Genomic DNA, 14,622 nt, shown 5'->3' on the forward strand with positions numbered 1-14,622 from the left:
ATGTCCCTATTAATCCTGTTACTATTAAGATAAATCCCTATACTGTAATTACTGTCCATTTATTTGATTTTAGGGCTGAACTTAATAATTCTTCTCCTATAAGATGTATAATATCTAGATCTCTTAGATATAAAATAGTTTGTTCATTTTGTTGATTAAGTGTGTAATTAAATTTAATTTGATATTCTTTCAATTCTTCAATTTCTGATTTAATCTTTTCAGATTCAATAATACAATTAACTGCTTTATCCCAAAATAATATATTAATACTGTCCCATCTATTCTTTAAAATTGATTCCTTTGCATAAGTTAATGGGAAATTTAATATTGAATCTATTGAAGTTGTATATATAACAATAAGTAAGTTATTATTGTCTTTTTCTAATTCTATTTCAATTTTATCAGTTTTTTCTTCATCACTGATATTTTCTGCATTTTCAAATAAATTTAGTGTAAAATCATCATCATTGTCATTAATTATATCATTGAAATCAATACTAAAACTACTATCTAATGAGTGTTTAACTAATTCAAATAATTGATCCATAGAATCAACTACAAAATCATTAAATACAATAGCTGCATCTGATGCATTTAGAACATTGGTTATATTTTCTATTTGAATTTGTCTATTTTCATCCACTAAAATCAAAGAGCCTAATTCTAGTTTAGGTTCAAAAAATCTTATGTACTCATTTATTTTTATATAATCATTTTCTTCAATTTGAATTTTTATAATCTCATGATCTAAAGTTATTTCAATATCATTTTTTAAAACTGTCATTATTGTACTTAATATATTTTTGTAAATTGTATCATAGAAAAAGTTATAAAATATATATTTAATACTTTTCTTTATAATTGTTTAAAAAATATGCCATTTAGTAATCTTATTGTAATAAAATTAGTATATAATGTATTTATATATTAATAAGGAGGTAAACAAAATGGATTTTAATCATATGATTGATAAACACAATTCTTTTGGAGTTACATTAGTAGCTGATAAAAAAGATGAAAATAAGTTTTATATTATGTTAGAAGGCCACATTATTGGTGTTCAATATAAATTTTGAATTAATTAAGGTTACTGTTTAAGACAAGTATATTACTTGCCTTAAAAGTTATATTATCTCTTTTCTAAGATTTCTATAGATTCTATTTTATCATTTTGTCTAAGACTATCTAAAACTTCAAAACTATCAGAATCATCAGCTTCAATACCACCAAAAACAGTATGTTGTCTGTCTAAATGTGGTTGTGAATCAAAACAAATAAAAAATTGACTACCACCAGTATTTGGACCCGCATGAGCCATAGATAATGAACCTTTGGTATGAACTTGCTTTGGTGCATCTGTTTCACAAGCAATAGCCCAGTCTGGACCACCCATACCTGAACCTTCAGGACATCCACCTTGTGCCATAAACCCTGGAATAACTCTATGGAAGTTTAAGTTATTGTAAAAACCTTCATTTGCAAGTGTAGCAAAATTTGCAACTGTGTTGGGTGTCTCTTCATTTAATAGTTTTAAAAAGATTACACCTTTTTCAGTTGTAATCTTTGCATAATTGAATTTTGCTAATTCTTCTTTTGAGTAATCATATACTTTTAATTTTTTTCCAAACATTTATATCCTTTACATTATTTTCTTGAAATTATATCTTCTTTAGGCGTAAGATAGTTTAATTTTACCAAATTATCAATAACTTCTTTAAATACAGGTACAGCAGACCAAGAGGCATAATGATAATACCAATATTTTCCAGTAGAAACTGGATCCATTACCGTAACACCAATTGTATAAGAATTCTCACCATCATTAACAAAACCAAAAAATGATGAAATATATTCTTTTAGATATTTACCTCGTCTTGCAATTTGTGCAGTTCCTGTTTTACCTCCAATTTCTAAACCTTCTATTTTTGCAGCTTTACCTGTACCTTCGTTAACAGTTTTTATTAAAAGCCTTTTTATTTCATCAGCTGTTTTTTTAGATACTATCTGGTTATTTTTAATTGTTTTATCAATATATTTATCACCTTCAACTTCAACATAAGAAACTATCTTTGGTGTTACCATTACACCATCATTATTAAAAGCTGAGTAAGCTTTTAATATTTGCATAAAAGTTGCAGTCATCCCTTGACCATATGAGACTGTTGCTTTAAATACATTATCTTCATTTTTCTTATCATTTGCAGCAAACTGCCAAACTTTTGGAATTACTCCAACTTTTTCATATGGTAAATCTATACCTGTCTTTTTTGTAAATCCAAATTTTTTCATACCTTCATAAAATTCACGACCTGATAATCTTTGGGCATATTGTAATGTTCCAATATTTGAAGAATAAATCACAATATCATCTAGTGTTAAATAATGTTTTTTAAATTGGTGATCATCTTTAATTGTAAATCTACCTAATTTGTATCTACCTCTAGGGAATTCACCTTTTTTATTAGCACGACCTTTTGTGTTGTATGCAAATAGTAACTCATCTTTTTTTATTCTTCCTTTATCTAAAACTAAAGCAATTGAAATTGGCTTTATTACAGAACCTGGTTCGTATTGGTATTCTATTGCATTGACATTTAGTGAAGGTATATCTTTTTGGTAAATTCTTTCTGGATTAAATCTATTTGATGAAGCTAAAGAGATAATCTCACCAGTTTTACTATCCATAATTGAAACAATAATCTCTTGAGCTTTTAGTTTCTCTTTATATATATCTAAAATCATCTCATTGTTTTTCTGAAGTTTTAACGGGATGTTTAATACTAAGTTCGCACCATCAACCCTTTGTTTAATAGTAGAATTCTTATTAAATGAGATATATGATAATACATCTCTATTCCCACTTAGGATTCCATCTTTTGAGTTATTTAGTAAATCATCATATTTTTTTTCTAAACCCTTAATCCCTTTTACTCTTGTTTTACCATTTTTAGATTCAAATTTAGTAATATATCCAACAACAGGAGTTAATGTATCTTCATATGAATATAATCTTTTTTCTCCACTTTCAATAACACTTAAACCTCTTAAAATTTTTCCACCTTGAACTTTTCTAGATATAAAAACTCCAAGTCGTCTTAGCTTAAATCCTAACTCTTTTAAGTTTTTAGCAGTTTTTGAATCAATATTATAAGATAATACAAGATTCCCTGGATTTTTTAGTGATGTATTAATCTTTTTTTCTAGTTTTGTATAGGGGATATTGCTATAAATAGAAAATAACCTTATAAATAACTCTTTTTTATTTAGGTCTAGATGTCTTGTATCTATAGATGCTTTATAGATTTTTTTTGATGTTGTAATTTTAAAATTATCTTTACTTATTATATCTCCTCTTACTGATAACTCTTTTTTTGAAGTCTCTAAAGAGGGTAACTGCCTAAAGCCTTTCATTGTATCAAAGATTGAAATTAGTAATATAAGTAGTAAAAAAAGTATGAAAAAAAATAGAATCATAATTTTTTTGATTTTGTTATCTTTTTCGATGAATTTTGAAGACATATTTATCCATAATGTAATATAATAGCAAATGCATTCTAACAAAAATCAAATTAAAAATAAGATTAATAAAGTGAAGTTACATGAAGCAGATTATGTACTTTTTTTACTTGTATCATCACTTATAATTATTAGTATAATATTTTCATATTCTTTAACAATTTATACAGTGGAATATTATGGATATAACCAATTTCACTTTTTTATAAGACAGCTTTTTGTAGGGATTTTGTCAATATTTATAATGTGGGGTTTTTCTTTAATTAACCCAGATAAAATTGTAAATAAAGTTGGTATGGGATTATTTATTTTATTTTTTATTCTTATGGCAATGATGCCAGTTCTTCCAAGCTCATTAGTTACAGCATCAGGTGGTGCAAATAGATGGATTAGATTACCTGGGTTTTCACTTTCACCTGTTGAATTTTTTAAAATAGGTTTTATATATTTTTTATCATGGTCATTTCATAGAAGATTAATTGAAGTTCCTAGGCGTATAGGATTAAAACAAGAGATGCTTTTATTAGCACCTTATTTTCTTACATTTTTATTAGTAGTTTTTATTGTTGCTTTTTTACAAAAAGACTTTGGGCAAGTTGCATTATTGGGTGGAATTTTATTTATCTTATTGATTTTTGCAAATAGAAGTTATAAAGTTTTTGTTTCTCTAGGTATTATAGGTATTGTTGGATTTATAGGTTTAATTGTAGCAGCACCACATAGAATACAAAGAATCTATTCTTGGTGGGCAATGGTGCAAGATAAAATTCTATCAATTCTACCAGATTGGGCAGATAATTATTTAAGAATTGATGAATTACCCGAGCCATATCAGGTGTCTCACTCATTAAATGCAATACATAATGGAGGAGTTTTTGGTCAAGGGTTAGGACTAGGGGACTTAAAACTAGGATTTTTAAGTGAGGTTCATACTGACTTTGTTTTGGCTGGTATTACAGAAGAAATTGGACTTTTGGGTCTTGCGATAATTGTCTCTATTATGTTTTTAATTATATTAAGAATTTTTAAAATAAGTAGAAGAGTTGATAATAAGATTTATCATCTTTTTACAATTGGAATTGCCTTGATGATAATAATTGCATTTTTAATAAATTCATATGGTATTTCAGGGATGATTCCAATTAAAGGTATAGCAGTACCACTTTTAAGTTATGGTGGTTCATCAATGCTTTCTATGGCTATTGCTATTGGACTTGTCTTATCAATAAGTAAGTCTGTAAATTTGAAGGAAAAGGTTAATAAATAAATGAGAGTTGTTATAACAGGTGGTGGAACAGGGGGGCATCTTAAAGTTGCTGACTCTTTAATTGAGGAGTATTCAAATAGAGGAATTAAACCAATTTTTATTGGTTCAGTAAATGGACAAGATAAACAATGGTTTGAAAATGACAAAAGATTAAAAAAAGCATTTTTTTTAGATACAAGGGGTGTAGTAAATAAAAAAGGCTTTGGAAAAGTAAAATCACTTTTTGCAATTTTAAAAGGAATGAATAAATGTTTTGACATTTTTGATAAATATGATGTTGGAACTGTAATCTCTGTTGGTGGATTTTCAGCAGCTCCTGCAACCTTTGCTTCTATTTTAGCATTTGGGTGTAAACTTTATATCCATGAACAAAACTCAGTTATGGGAAGATTAAATCAAATCACTTCAAAATTTGCAAGTGAAGTTTTTTCATCTTTTGATTCTCAATCAGTAATAAAAGATTATCCCGTTTCAAGTGAGTTTTTTGATAATGCAAGAATTAGAGATCAATTTAGAACGATAATATTTTTAGGTGGCTCACAAGGAGCACATGCAATTAATAACTTTGCTTTAAAAACAGCTTCAAAATTAAATAGTATGGGAATAAAGATCATTCATCAAACAGGTAGTAGTGATTTTGAAAGAGTACAAGAAGAGTATAAAAAACTTGGAATAGAAGCTGATGTTTTTGCTTTTACAAAAGAACTTTCAAAAAAAATGAATGAAGCAGATTTTGCAGTAAGTAGGGCAGGAGCTTCAACACTATGGGAACTATGTGCAAACTCTCTACCTGCTTTATTTATACCTTATCCATATGCAGCAAAAGATCACCAATATACAAATGCAAAGTTTTTAGAGGGAAAAGATTTGTGTTACATTTGTAGAGAAAATGATTTGACTGAAGATGTTTTAATTGATGTTTTAAAAAAGGATAATTTTAAACTTAGCAAAAGGTTAGTTGACTCAATCCATTGTAATGGAGCTGAGTCAATTGTTCATTATATATTAAGCAAAAGCCAATAGCAGAATACCAAATATTATTCTATAGATACCAAAGGCTACAAAGGTAAAGTTTTCTAAAAATTTTAGGAAAATTTTTATAGCTAAAAAGGCAATTATAAAAGATACTATAAAACCAATTGCAAGATTTAATAGATTTCCAGAAATAAGTAATTCTTCATGGTGTTTTAATAAATCATAACCTGTTGTTGCACACATTACAGGAAAGGCAAGTAAGAAACTAAATTCGGCACTTGCTTTTCTATTTAGTCCTACTAACATTGCTCCAATTATTGAAGACCCAGCTCTTGATGTTCCTGGTATTAATGCAAAAATTTGAGCAAGTCCAATATACAATGATTGTTTGTATGTTACATCTTCAACATCACTTGTTGTGTGTTTTGATTCATCATAAAATTTTTCAACTATTAAAAAGACAATTCCCCCAACTATAAACATAACTGCTACTATTTCAAGGGAAAACATAGCCTTAACTTGTTTTGAAAAAATAAAGCCTATAGCTGCAATTGGTAAAAAAGCAATTAAAATTTTTGTCCAAAGATCAATATGTTTAAATGTAAACTTTGATGGATAGTTTAGTATTACTGCTAAAATAGCAGCAAATTGAATAATTACTTCATAAGCTTTATTTACATTTGTTTGGTCAATTCCAAGAAATTCACTTGCAACAATTAAGTGTCCAGTTGATGAAATTGGTAAAAATTCTGTAATCCCTTCAATAATACCTAATATAATTGAGTCGTAAAATGTCATTAAATTCCTTCTTTTTTAGCTAAGCTCAAAAACTTCTTAAGTGCTCTTTTCTCTTGTACTCCAATATCATAGTCAATTCTTTTTAGGTATTCAAGTATGTTTTTTTTTGAGACACCAGATCTTTTTGAGTAGTCTTCTAAAATATATTGCGGAATTTTAATATGTTTTTTATTAAAGTTACGAATAATTTTTTCTAGTATTTTTCTATTTTTACAATAACATAGTGTTGCAAAAACAAATGGCAAATTATATTTCTCTTTCCATGCTATTGCAAGGTCAATTATTTCTACATCTGGATTATCATGGAAAAACTTTAGTGCTTTATCTCCAATTAAAACTTCACCTTCAAGTTTTAATATTTTTGCTAGTGCATTTGAGGTTTCACTTTGGTAATCATCTTTTTTCTTCCCAGGGACTACAATAACTGATTGTACATCTTTTCTTGCAATAATTCCTAGGTTTAATCTTTTTTCTCCCCTTGATGCAATTGATGAAATAAATGCAGAATCAACTTTTCTACTTTTAAACTTTTTATTTATATATGATGGGTAAGATTTTTTATATTGAATTATTGATTTAACTTGGCTTGATTGAATTCTTTTCTTAATATATATGTGAAAAGGTAAAAGGTTTATAAAATCTATTTTAGCAAATATCATTGACTTGTGTCATCCTTAGATTAAATTAAATTCGATATAATACTCCAAAATATGTAAATAAGGGGTTAATTTGGTAACTGTAGAATTTTTAGGACCAATAAATAAAGAACCTATGAAAGTAGAGATAAAAAACCTTAGTGAATTAAGTGAAATATTAAAAAGTGATAGTGAAGTTTCAACATGGTTAGAAACTTGTGCGGTAGCAGTTAATGATACTATGGTTTCTTCAAAAGATATTTATTTGAATGATGGTGATAAAGTATCTTTACTTCCTCCTGTATGTGGTGGATAAAATGGAAGATAAACTAATTCTTTGTGATGGGCCTCTTGATGTAAATAAGATAAATTCACAATGGTTTGATGAATTTAAAAATTCTAATTTTGGAGCAATCATTACTTTCAACGGAGTTGTTAGAGATGAAAATGGAATTGATGGTTTAAGTTTTGATATTTATGAACCAATTTTACAGTCTTGGTTTGATTCATGGCAAAAAAAAGCTAATGATAAAAATGCAATAGTTTTAATGGCCCACAGCCGTGGAGATGTATTAAACCATGAAAGTTCATATATAGCTGCTGTTTGTTCACCCAAACGAAGAGTTGCCTTAGAAATGATAGATGAGTTTGTAGAAGATTTTAAAGCTGCTGCTCCTATTTGGAAATATGACATTATTGATGGAAAAAGAGTATATGCAAAAGATAGAAGTACAGCAATTAATGGTGCAGGCTTACTAAACTAGGATAATTAATGGAAAATTTTAGAGTAGATCTTCATAACCATACTACACTTTGTAATCATGCCGAAGGTTCAATTGAAGAGTATGTTCAAAAAGCTATAGAATTAGGAATAGATTTTTATGGTTTTTCTGAACATGCACCAATGAAGAATTTTGAAGACGGTTATAGACTTGTAATTGAAAAAAAAGATTTTTATGAATCTTCTATTTTAGATATTAAAAAGAGATATGAAAATCAAATCAATATTTTACTTGGTTATGAGGTTGACTTTATTGAGGGTGATTATCTTTTAGATGAGGTGATTAATTCAAAGGTTGACTATTTAATTGGCTCTGTTCATTATCTTGGAAAATGGGGATTTGATAACCCTGAGTTTATTGCTGAATACAAAAATAGAGATATTAATAAAATCTGGGAAGAATATTTCTATGCTTTAAAACTTCTTGCAAAATCTGGTAAATTTGATATTGTTGGTCACTTAGATTTAATAAAAGTATTTAATTTTCTTCCCACAAAAGATATAAAACTTCTTGCAAAAGATGCAATGAATGAAATAAAAAAAGCAAAAATGGTTATTGAAATTAATGCTGCTGGTCTTAGAAAACCAGTAAAAGAACAATACCCTTCTAATGATTTATTAGAGTTGGCATTTGAACTTAACATACCAATAACTTTCTCTTCTGATGCACATAGTATTGAACAAATTGGTTTTAAATATGATGAGGTAACAAAAGTTGCTCAAAAAATAGGCTACAAGCAGTGTGCAATCTTCAAAAATAGAGATATACAGTTAGTTAATTTTTAGACATAATCGTTAAAAAATTATTATAAAAAATATTTCATTGTATATTTTTTATACAGATAATTTATTTTAGTTTTCTTTTATTTGGATACAATATTCCTAATAATTTTATAGGAGTTTAAAACATGGGTAAATTTGTTAACAATACAGATGAATTTTTTAAATATTGTGAGGAAAACGAAGTTAAGTTTGTAGATCTTAGATTTACAGATATGAAAGGTATGTGGCACCATTTAACTTATATGTTAAGCGCTGTTGATGAAAAAATGTTAGAAAATGGTATGCCATTTGATGGTTCTTCTGTTGATGCTTGGCAACCAATTAATAAATCAGATATGATTTTAAAGCCAGATGTTGAAACTGCTTTTTTAGATCCATTTACAGCTGATTCTACAATTATTCTATTTTGTGATGTTTATGATATCTACAAAGGTGAAATGTATGAAAAATGTCCAAGATCTATTGCTAAAAAAGCATTAACTCATCTTACTGATTCTGGATTAGGAGATGTTGCTTATTTTGGACCTGAAAATGAATTCTTTATTTTTGACGATGTAAAAATTGTTGATGATATTAATGAGTCTTACTATAGAGTAGATTCTGAAGAGGGTTGTTGGTCAGATGCTACTGATTTTGAAGGTGGTAATATGGGTCATAGACCTAGAACTAAAGGTGGATATTTCCCAGTTCAACCAACTGATTCAATGGTTGACTTAAGAGCAGAGATGATGGAATTACTAGATCAAGTTGGTCTTGAAGTTTCTTTAGGACACCATGAAGTTGCACAAGCACAAGGTGAAATTGGTGTTAAATTTGGAACACTAGTTGAAGCTGCTGATAATGTTCAAAAATACAAATATGTTTGTAAAATGGTTGCACACTTAAATGGTAAATCTTGTACATTTATTCCAAAACCTCTTTATGGTGATAACGGAAATGGTATGCACGTACACCAATCTGTATGGAAAGATGGTAAAAACACTTTCTATTCTGAAGGTGAATATGGTAATCTAAGTGAAACAGCAAGACACTACATCGGTGGTATCTTCAAACATGCTAGAGCAGTTGCAGCATTTACAAATGCATCAACTAACTCTTATAAAAGATTAATTCCAGGATTTGAAGCTCCTTCAATTTTAACTTATTCTTCTCAAAATAGATCTGCATCTTGTAGAATCCCTTATGGTGCTGGTGAAATGGCAACAAGAATTGAGATGAGATTCCCAGATTCAACTGCTTGCCCATATTTAGCATTTGCTGCTATGTTAATGGCTGGACTTGATGGAATTAACAATAAATATGAACCTATTGGACCAATGGATGACGATTTATTTGAATTATCATTAGATGAAATTAGAGAGAGAAAAATCCCTCAAATGCCTCATACATTAAGAGGTTCTTTAGAAGCATTAATTAGAGATAACGAGTTCTTACAACCTGTATTCTCACAAGAGATGATTGATACATATCAACACTATAAATTCGAAACACAAGTTCTACCTGACGAAGCTAGACCTACTCCATTCGAATTCAAATCAACTTATTCTTGCTAATAATTTAAGAATAGAAATTAAAAAGGCTAGTCTAAATAGACTAGCCTTTTTTTATGTCTAATTTTTACAGCTTAAGTTTAGAACTCTATAACTTCACCTTCAATATTTTTTTCAATAACTTGTGGTGTTTCAATCTCAGGAAGTGGAGATTGTTTTGTATAGAATTCTTTTTTGCCATTTATAATTGAAGTTTTAACACCATCTGGTTTAGAAAACTCTCTTTTTATTTCAGGATGAACTTCTAAATATTTATCATAAAAGTAAGAAAATGCTGGAGCTGCAGTTGTTCCACCACCTTCACTTCTTCTCATAGGAGTATTGTCATCATTCCCATACCAAACTATTGTTTGAATTGAAGGAGAAAATCCACAAAACCATGCATCAATATTGTCATTAGTTGTACCAGTTTTTCCAGCAAGTTCTATCCCTTTAACTTTTGCTCTTCTTCCTGTCCCTCTTTTTACAACATCTTGTAAAATAGATTTCATTAAAAAGATTTGTTCAGGAGATTTTACAATTTTTGTTTGAGGTTCAAAATTTATAATATTATCTTTAAAATCTACAATTGAGTTAATCATATATGGTGTAACTTGAACACCATCATTAGAAAATACACTATATGCTCTACTTAAATAAAATGGTGAAATTGAAAATGAACCTAATGTTATTGATAAATCCCTAGGCATATCAGTTATTCCATAAGACTCTAATCCTTTATAAATCTCGTTGATACCAACATCAGTTACAAGATTAATTGTTGCAAGATTTCTTGATTTAATTAACGATTCTCTTAGGGTAATTAAACCTTTAAATTTTCCTCCATAGTTTTTAGGTTGCCATTTTTTCTCTTTACCTTGATTATCTTTATAATCATATGTTCTACCAATATCAACTAATTGTGAAGCAGGTGAATAACCTACATCTAGTGCTGTTTGGTATAAAAATGGTTTAACAGCAGATCCTGGTTGTCTTTTACTTTGAATAACTCTATTAAAAGATGATTCTTGATAATCAACACCACCAACTAAGGCCAAAATCTTTCCTGTACTGTTTTCTATTGAAATTATTGCACCATTTAGGGAGTTAACAAAATACTTTTCTTCAACAGCTTGTCCATTTTTATCAACATTGTTTCTAGAATTTTTTTGAAGTTTTTCATCCCTTGTTAATATTCCATTATATCCATGGGTTAATGCATCTCTTGCAATCTCTTGAGCATCTAAATCAATTGTTAAATTTACTTTATATCCACCAGTTTTAATATCAGGAATATCATCTTTTAAAAGTTTTAAGGTGTAATCAACTACATAGGGAGCTTTATTTTTTGTTAATGTATCATCAAAAACTTCTGGAACATAATTAATTGCATATTCATATTCAGATTTATTAATCCATCCTAAAGTATGCATTCTTTTAACAACCTGATTTGCTCTTGTAAGGGCAAATTTTAAATTTCTTGTTGGATCATAAAAACTTGGTGCTTTAGGAAGACCAACTAATATAGCAATCTCTTTGATATTTAGTTCATAAAGATTTTTTCTAAAATATCCTTGTGAAGCCGTTTTAATCCCATAATAACTGTGCCCAAAATATACCTGGTTTAAATATCGCTCTAAAATCTCTTCTTTTGTTAAAATTGTTTCTAATCTAATAGCAAGTAGGGCTTCTTTTATTTTTCTAATTAATTTCTTTTCTCTACTTAAAACAACTTGTTTAATCAATTGTTGAGTTAAGGTACTAGCTCCCTCAGCATATCCACCAGCTTTGATATTTTTTATCATTGCTCTAGAAATTGCATCAGGATTTACTCCAGAGTGTTCAAAAAATTGAGTATCTTCAATGGCAACTAAGGCTTCAATAACCCTTGCAGGTATATTTTCATATTTAACATAAAGTCTATGCTCTTTATCAAAAATATTTGCAATTAGTTTCCCTTTTTTATCAAAAATTTGAGTAGTTTTTTTTGGGTTGTAATTAACTACTTGATTAATGTCAAATCTAATTTCATTATATAAGTTTAGTAGCCATACAGCTACACCAATTGTAATTAATAATATAAAGGTGAAAATATATTTCATCATACTTATTTCCTAAATTCTTTGTTTTCAAAAGTTGAGTTGATTAATGCTTTTGTATATTCTGTTTTTGGTAAAGACAAAATTTCAATTGTTTTACCTTTTTCTATTACAGTTCCATCTTTTATAATAACAATATTTTTGCAAATATCTTTTATGGAGTTTATATCGTGTGTAACAAAAAGTATTAATATATTTAGTTTATCTTGAAGTTTTTTTATCAAGTCTAAAACTATTTGTTTTGATTTTTCGTCTAAAGCTGTTGTTGGTTCATCCAATAAAAGTAGTTTAATATCATTACTTAATGCAATTGCAATAACTACTCTTTGAAGTTGTCCTCCACTTAATTGAGAAGGGAATCTTTCTAAGAACTTTTCTTCTAAACCCACAATTTCAAAAAGTTCTTTTTTCTTCTTTTCTTCACAAAAGAATTGATTTTTAATTTTTGTCATTGGGGATAAAGATGTGAATGGATTTTGTGGTATAAATCCTATGTTTGAACTATTTAATTCAAAACTTGAATTTACATCAAAATCAAGTTTTAAATTTGATGGCAGTAGATTTAATATTGTTTTTAATGTCAAAGATTTACCACTTCCACTTTGACCTATTAAAGCTGTAGAATCTTCTATTTTTAAATCTATATTTACTAATTCTTGCTCTTTTGTAGCAATTCTTAGTTTTTTTATTTCCACAGCATTAATCATAAATTTAAACTAAAGCCTCATCCATTTCTGTAGGGATTTGTAAATCCATTAATTTTAAAACCGTTGGTGCAATATTATTTAAGCTACCTGTATGTACTTTATCAACATTTTTTGCCATCACAAAACAAAATACATCCCCAACTGTATGGTTGGTTAAAGTTTTACCACTTCCATCTTTCATCATTTCACAGTTACCATGGTCACTTGTTAATATTAGATTGTAATCTTTTTCTTTTGCCTTTTGGATAATTAATCCTAACTCTTTATCCACAGCTTCAACAGCTTTAACCCCAGCTTCATAAACACCAGTGTGTCCAACCATATCACCATTTGCAAAGTTTACTACAATAAAATCTGTTTCGTTATCCATTGCTTTTTGAACTTCAACCCCAACTTCTGGTGCACTCATTTCAGGCTTTTCATCATAAGTAGCAACTTTTGGACTTGGGATTAAAACTCTTGTTTCATTTAATTCTGGCTCTTCAACTCCTCCATTAAAGAAAAATGTAACATGGGCATATTTTTCTGTTTCAGCTGTATGAAGTTGTGATAAACCTGCATTAGATATCACTTCTGCTAAGGTATTTTTTGGTGTCTCTTTTGGGAAGATAATTGGTAAAGGAAGATTCTTATCATATTGTGTCATTGTTGCAACATTTAAAGCACCTTTAAAAGTTTTGAACTCTTCAAAATCTAAGCTTGCTATTGCTGTAGATAATTCCCTTGCTCTATCACTTCTAAAGTTACAGAAAATAACTCCATCATTTTCACTAAATCCTTCATACCCTTCAAAGGCTGTTGGGATTATAAACTCATCATAGATATTTTCTTTATAAGAGTTTTCAATTAATTCTAGAATATTTTTATTTGTTTTAGGTGTTGCAAAGGCAATTGCATCATGACCTTTTTGAACTCTTTCCCATCTATTGTCTCTATCCATAGAGTAATATCTTCCAGAAATAGTAGCAATTTTTATATCTTCATCACAAATATCTATAATCTGTTGTACATATTTACTCGCACAATCAGGTGCAACGTCTCTACCATCAGTTATAATATGAATAAAAACTTTTTTACCCATAACTTTTGAGATTTTTGCTAAGGCTATAATATGATTAATATGTGAATGAACACCACCATCACTAATAAGTCCTATTAAATGAATATTATTAGAGTTTTCTACTGTAGCTTTAAGCACTTCATTTTCTTTTAGAGTGTCATTTTCAATAGCTATATTAATTTTTACTAAATCTTGATAAAGAACTCTACCACTTCCTATTGTCATATGTCCAACTTCACTATTTCCCATTTGTCCATCTGGTAATCCTACATGTTCACCATATGTGTGAATTAAAGAATATGGAACATTTTCAAATAAATAATCATATGTTGGAGTATTTGCATTTTTAAAAGCATTATGATTTGAAGACTCGTTAAATCCTATACCATCAGTTATCACAAGTAATGTTTTTTTGCTCATTGTTTAAACCTTTTAAAATATATATTGTACTATAATCTCCGCGATTATATCA

The 14,622-nt window shown here is 28.5% G+C and carries 15 protein-coding genes; 7 read left to right on the forward strand and 8 right to left on the reverse strand.

Features of this window, described 5'->3' with window-relative positions:
- Window positions 1-37: 37 nt before the first annotated feature.
- Window positions 38-784 (reverse strand): hypothetical protein, encoded by a 747-nt coding sequence (locus AC2TY9_RS06510; RefSeq protein WP_489780139.1) that lies wholly within the window; start codon window positions 782-784, stop codon window positions 38-40.
- 163 nt (window positions 785-947) lie between these two features.
- Here AC2TY9_RS06510 and AC2TY9_RS06515 point away from each other — a divergent pair, with 163 nt between their 5' ends.
- Window positions 948-1,076, forward strand: a complete 129-nt coding sequence (locus AC2TY9_RS06515) for a hypothetical protein (RefSeq protein ID WP_489780140.1) — start codon at window positions 948-950, stop codon at window positions 1,074-1,076.
- A 53-nt stretch (window positions 1,077-1,129) separates the two neighbouring features.
- Here the strand turns inward: AC2TY9_RS06515 and AC2TY9_RS06520 are convergent, their stop codons facing one another.
- Together AC2TY9_RS06520 and AC2TY9_RS06525 are read right to left on the reverse strand one after the other, a co-directional pair.
- Complete coding sequence (locus AC2TY9_RS06520; protein WP_489780141.1) at window positions 1,130-1,630, reverse strand: peptidylprolyl isomerase; 501 nt, start codon at window positions 1,628-1,630, stop codon at window positions 1,130-1,132.
- A gap of 14 nt (window positions 1,631-1,644) precedes the next feature.
- Window positions 1,645-3,519, reverse strand: coding sequence for a peptidoglycan D,D-transpeptidase FtsI family protein (locus AC2TY9_RS06525; protein ID WP_489780142.1), 1,875 nt, complete (start codon window positions 3,517-3,519; stop codon window positions 1,645-1,647).
- 28 nt (window positions 3,520-3,547) lie between these two features.
- On the opposite strand from AC2TY9_RS06525, the gene AC2TY9_RS06530 reads away from it, so the two are divergent.
- Complete coding sequence (locus AC2TY9_RS06530) at window positions 3,548-4,783, forward strand: FtsW/RodA/SpoVE family cell cycle protein (RefSeq protein WP_489780143.1); 1,236 nt, start codon at window positions 3,548-3,550, stop codon at window positions 4,781-4,783.
- Entirely contained in the window at window positions 4,784-5,806 is a 1,023-nt protein-coding gene (locus AC2TY9_RS06535; RefSeq protein WP_489780144.1) for a UDP-N-acetylglucosamine--N-acetylmuramyl-(pentapeptide) pyrophosphoryl-undecaprenol N-acetylglucosamine transferase, read from the forward strand.
- Here the strand turns inward: AC2TY9_RS06535 and AC2TY9_RS06540 are convergent.
- Both AC2TY9_RS06540 and AC2TY9_RS06545 read right to left on the reverse strand, forming a co-directional pair.
- A complete protein-coding gene (locus AC2TY9_RS06540; protein WP_489780145.1) occupies window positions 5,789-6,556 on the reverse strand; it encodes an undecaprenyl-diphosphate phosphatase in 768 nt (255 codons plus the stop codon). The genes AC2TY9_RS06535 and AC2TY9_RS06540 overlap by 18 nt on opposite strands.
- Complete coding sequence (locus tag AC2TY9_RS06545) at window positions 6,556-7,215, reverse strand: MqnA/MqnD/SBP family protein (RefSeq protein ID WP_489780146.1); 660 nt, start codon at window positions 7,213-7,215, stop codon at window positions 6,556-6,558. Before AC2TY9_RS06545 ends, AC2TY9_RS06540 begins: the two co-directional genes overlap by 1 nt.
- A gap of 70 nt (window positions 7,216-7,285) precedes the next feature.
- Here AC2TY9_RS06545 and AC2TY9_RS06550 point away from each other — a divergent pair, with 70 nt between their 5' ends.
- From AC2TY9_RS06550 to glnA, 4 genes are all read left to right on the forward strand, one after another.
- Entirely contained in the window at window positions 7,286-7,507 is a 222-nt protein-coding gene (locus tag AC2TY9_RS06550) for a MoaD/ThiS family protein (RefSeq protein ID WP_489780147.1), read from the forward strand.
- Window position 7,508: 1 nt separating this feature from the next.
- Window positions 7,509-7,955 carry a molybdopterin synthase catalytic subunit gene (locus tag AC2TY9_RS06555; RefSeq protein WP_489780148.1) on the forward strand — a complete coding sequence of 149 codons (447 nt, stop codon included), beginning with the start codon at window positions 7,509-7,511 and terminating at the stop codon, window positions 7,953-7,955.
- Window positions 7,956-7,963: 8 nt separating this feature from the next.
- The gene (locus AC2TY9_RS06560) at window positions 7,964-8,758 is read left to right on the forward strand and encodes a histidinol-phosphatase (protein ID WP_489780149.1); all 795 of its coding nucleotides are present in this window, start codon (window positions 7,964-7,966) and stop codon (window positions 8,756-8,758) included.
- A 122-nt stretch (window positions 8,759-8,880) separates the two neighbouring features.
- Window positions 8,881-10,308, forward strand: coding sequence for a type I glutamate--ammonia ligase (glnA, locus tag AC2TY9_RS06565; protein WP_489780150.1), 1,428 nt, complete (start codon window positions 8,881-8,883; stop codon window positions 10,306-10,308).
- 77 nt (window positions 10,309-10,385) lie between these two features.
- Here glnA and AC2TY9_RS06570 read toward each other — a convergent pair whose 3' ends face one another.
- The 3 genes from AC2TY9_RS06570 to gpmI are packed head-to-tail and all read right to left on the reverse strand — an operon-like array spanning window position 10,386 to window position 14,570.
- Window positions 10,386-12,386 carry a penicillin-binding protein 1A gene (locus AC2TY9_RS06570; protein ID WP_489780407.1) on the reverse strand — a complete coding sequence of 667 codons (2,001 nt, stop codon included), beginning with the start codon at window positions 12,384-12,386 and terminating at the stop codon, window positions 10,386-10,388.
- Between the two features lie 5 nt (window positions 12,387-12,391).
- The gene (locus AC2TY9_RS06575; RefSeq protein ID WP_489780151.1) at window positions 12,392-13,090 is read right to left on the reverse strand and encodes an ATP-binding cassette domain-containing protein; all 699 of its coding nucleotides are present in this window, start codon (window positions 13,088-13,090) and stop codon (window positions 12,392-12,394) included.
- 4 nt (window positions 13,091-13,094) lie between these two features.
- Window positions 13,095-14,570 carry a 2,3-bisphosphoglycerate-independent phosphoglycerate mutase gene (gene gpmI, locus AC2TY9_RS06580; RefSeq protein ID WP_489780152.1) on the reverse strand — a complete coding sequence of 492 codons (1,476 nt, stop codon included), beginning with the start codon at window positions 14,568-14,570 and terminating at the stop codon, window positions 13,095-13,097.
- Between the last annotated feature and the right edge of the window lie 52 nt (window positions 14,571-14,622).

The sequence above is a fragment of the Arcobacter sp. ISO1 genome (assembly GCF_058105185.1).

What these genes read in the sequence shown, in the direction of transcription:
- AC2TY9_RS06530 (WP_489780143.1), top strand. Translation starts at nt 3,548, where the DNA reads ATGCATTCTAACAAAAATCAAATTAAAAATAAGATTAATAAAGTGAAG.
- AC2TY9_RS06560 (WP_489780149.1), top strand. Translation starts at nt 7,964, where the DNA reads ATGGAAAATTTTAGAGTAGATCTTCATAACCATACTACACTTTGTAAT.
- AC2TY9_RS06545 (WP_489780146.1), bottom strand. Translation starts at nt 7,215, where the DNA reads ATGATATTTGCTAAAATAGATTTTATAAACCTTTTACCTTTTCACATA.
- glnA (WP_489780150.1), top strand. Translation starts at nt 8,881, where the DNA reads ATGGGTAAATTTGTTAACAATACAGATGAATTTTTTAAATATTGTGAG.
- AC2TY9_RS06540 (WP_489780145.1), bottom strand. Translation starts at nt 6,556, where the DNA reads ATGACATTTTACGACTCAATTATATTAGGTATTATTGAAGGGATTACA.
- AC2TY9_RS06535 (WP_489780144.1), top strand. Translation starts at nt 4,784, where the DNA reads ATGAGAGTTGTTATAACAGGTGGTGGAACAGGGGGGCATCTTAAAGTT.
- AC2TY9_RS06510 (WP_489780139.1), bottom strand. Translation starts at nt 784, where the DNA reads ATGACAGTTTTAAAAAATGATATTGAAATAACTTTAGATCATGAGATT.
- AC2TY9_RS06555 (WP_489780148.1), top strand. Translation starts at nt 7,509, where the DNA reads ATGGAAGATAAACTAATTCTTTGTGATGGGCCTCTTGATGTAAATAAG.
- AC2TY9_RS06520 (WP_489780141.1), bottom strand. Translation starts at nt 1,630, where the DNA reads ATGTTTGGAAAAAAATTAAAAGTATATGATTACTCAAAAGAAGAATTA.
- AC2TY9_RS06525 (WP_489780142.1), bottom strand. Translation starts at nt 3,519, where the DNA reads ATGTCTTCAAAATTCATCGAAAAAGATAACAAAATCAAAAAAATTATG.
- AC2TY9_RS06575 (WP_489780151.1), bottom strand. Translation starts at nt 13,090, where the DNA reads ATGATTAATGCTGTGGAAATAAAAAAACTAAGAATTGCTACAAAAGAG.
- AC2TY9_RS06570 (WP_489780407.1), bottom strand. Translation starts at nt 12,386, where the DNA reads ATGAAATATATTTTCACCTTTATATTATTAATTACAATTGGTGTAGCT.
- gpmI (WP_489780152.1), bottom strand. Translation starts at nt 14,570, where the DNA reads ATGAGCAAAAAAACATTACTTGTGATAACTGATGGTATAGGATTTAAC.
- AC2TY9_RS06515 (WP_489780140.1), top strand. Translation starts at nt 948, where the DNA reads ATGGATTTTAATCATATGATTGATAAACACAATTCTTTTGGAGTTACA.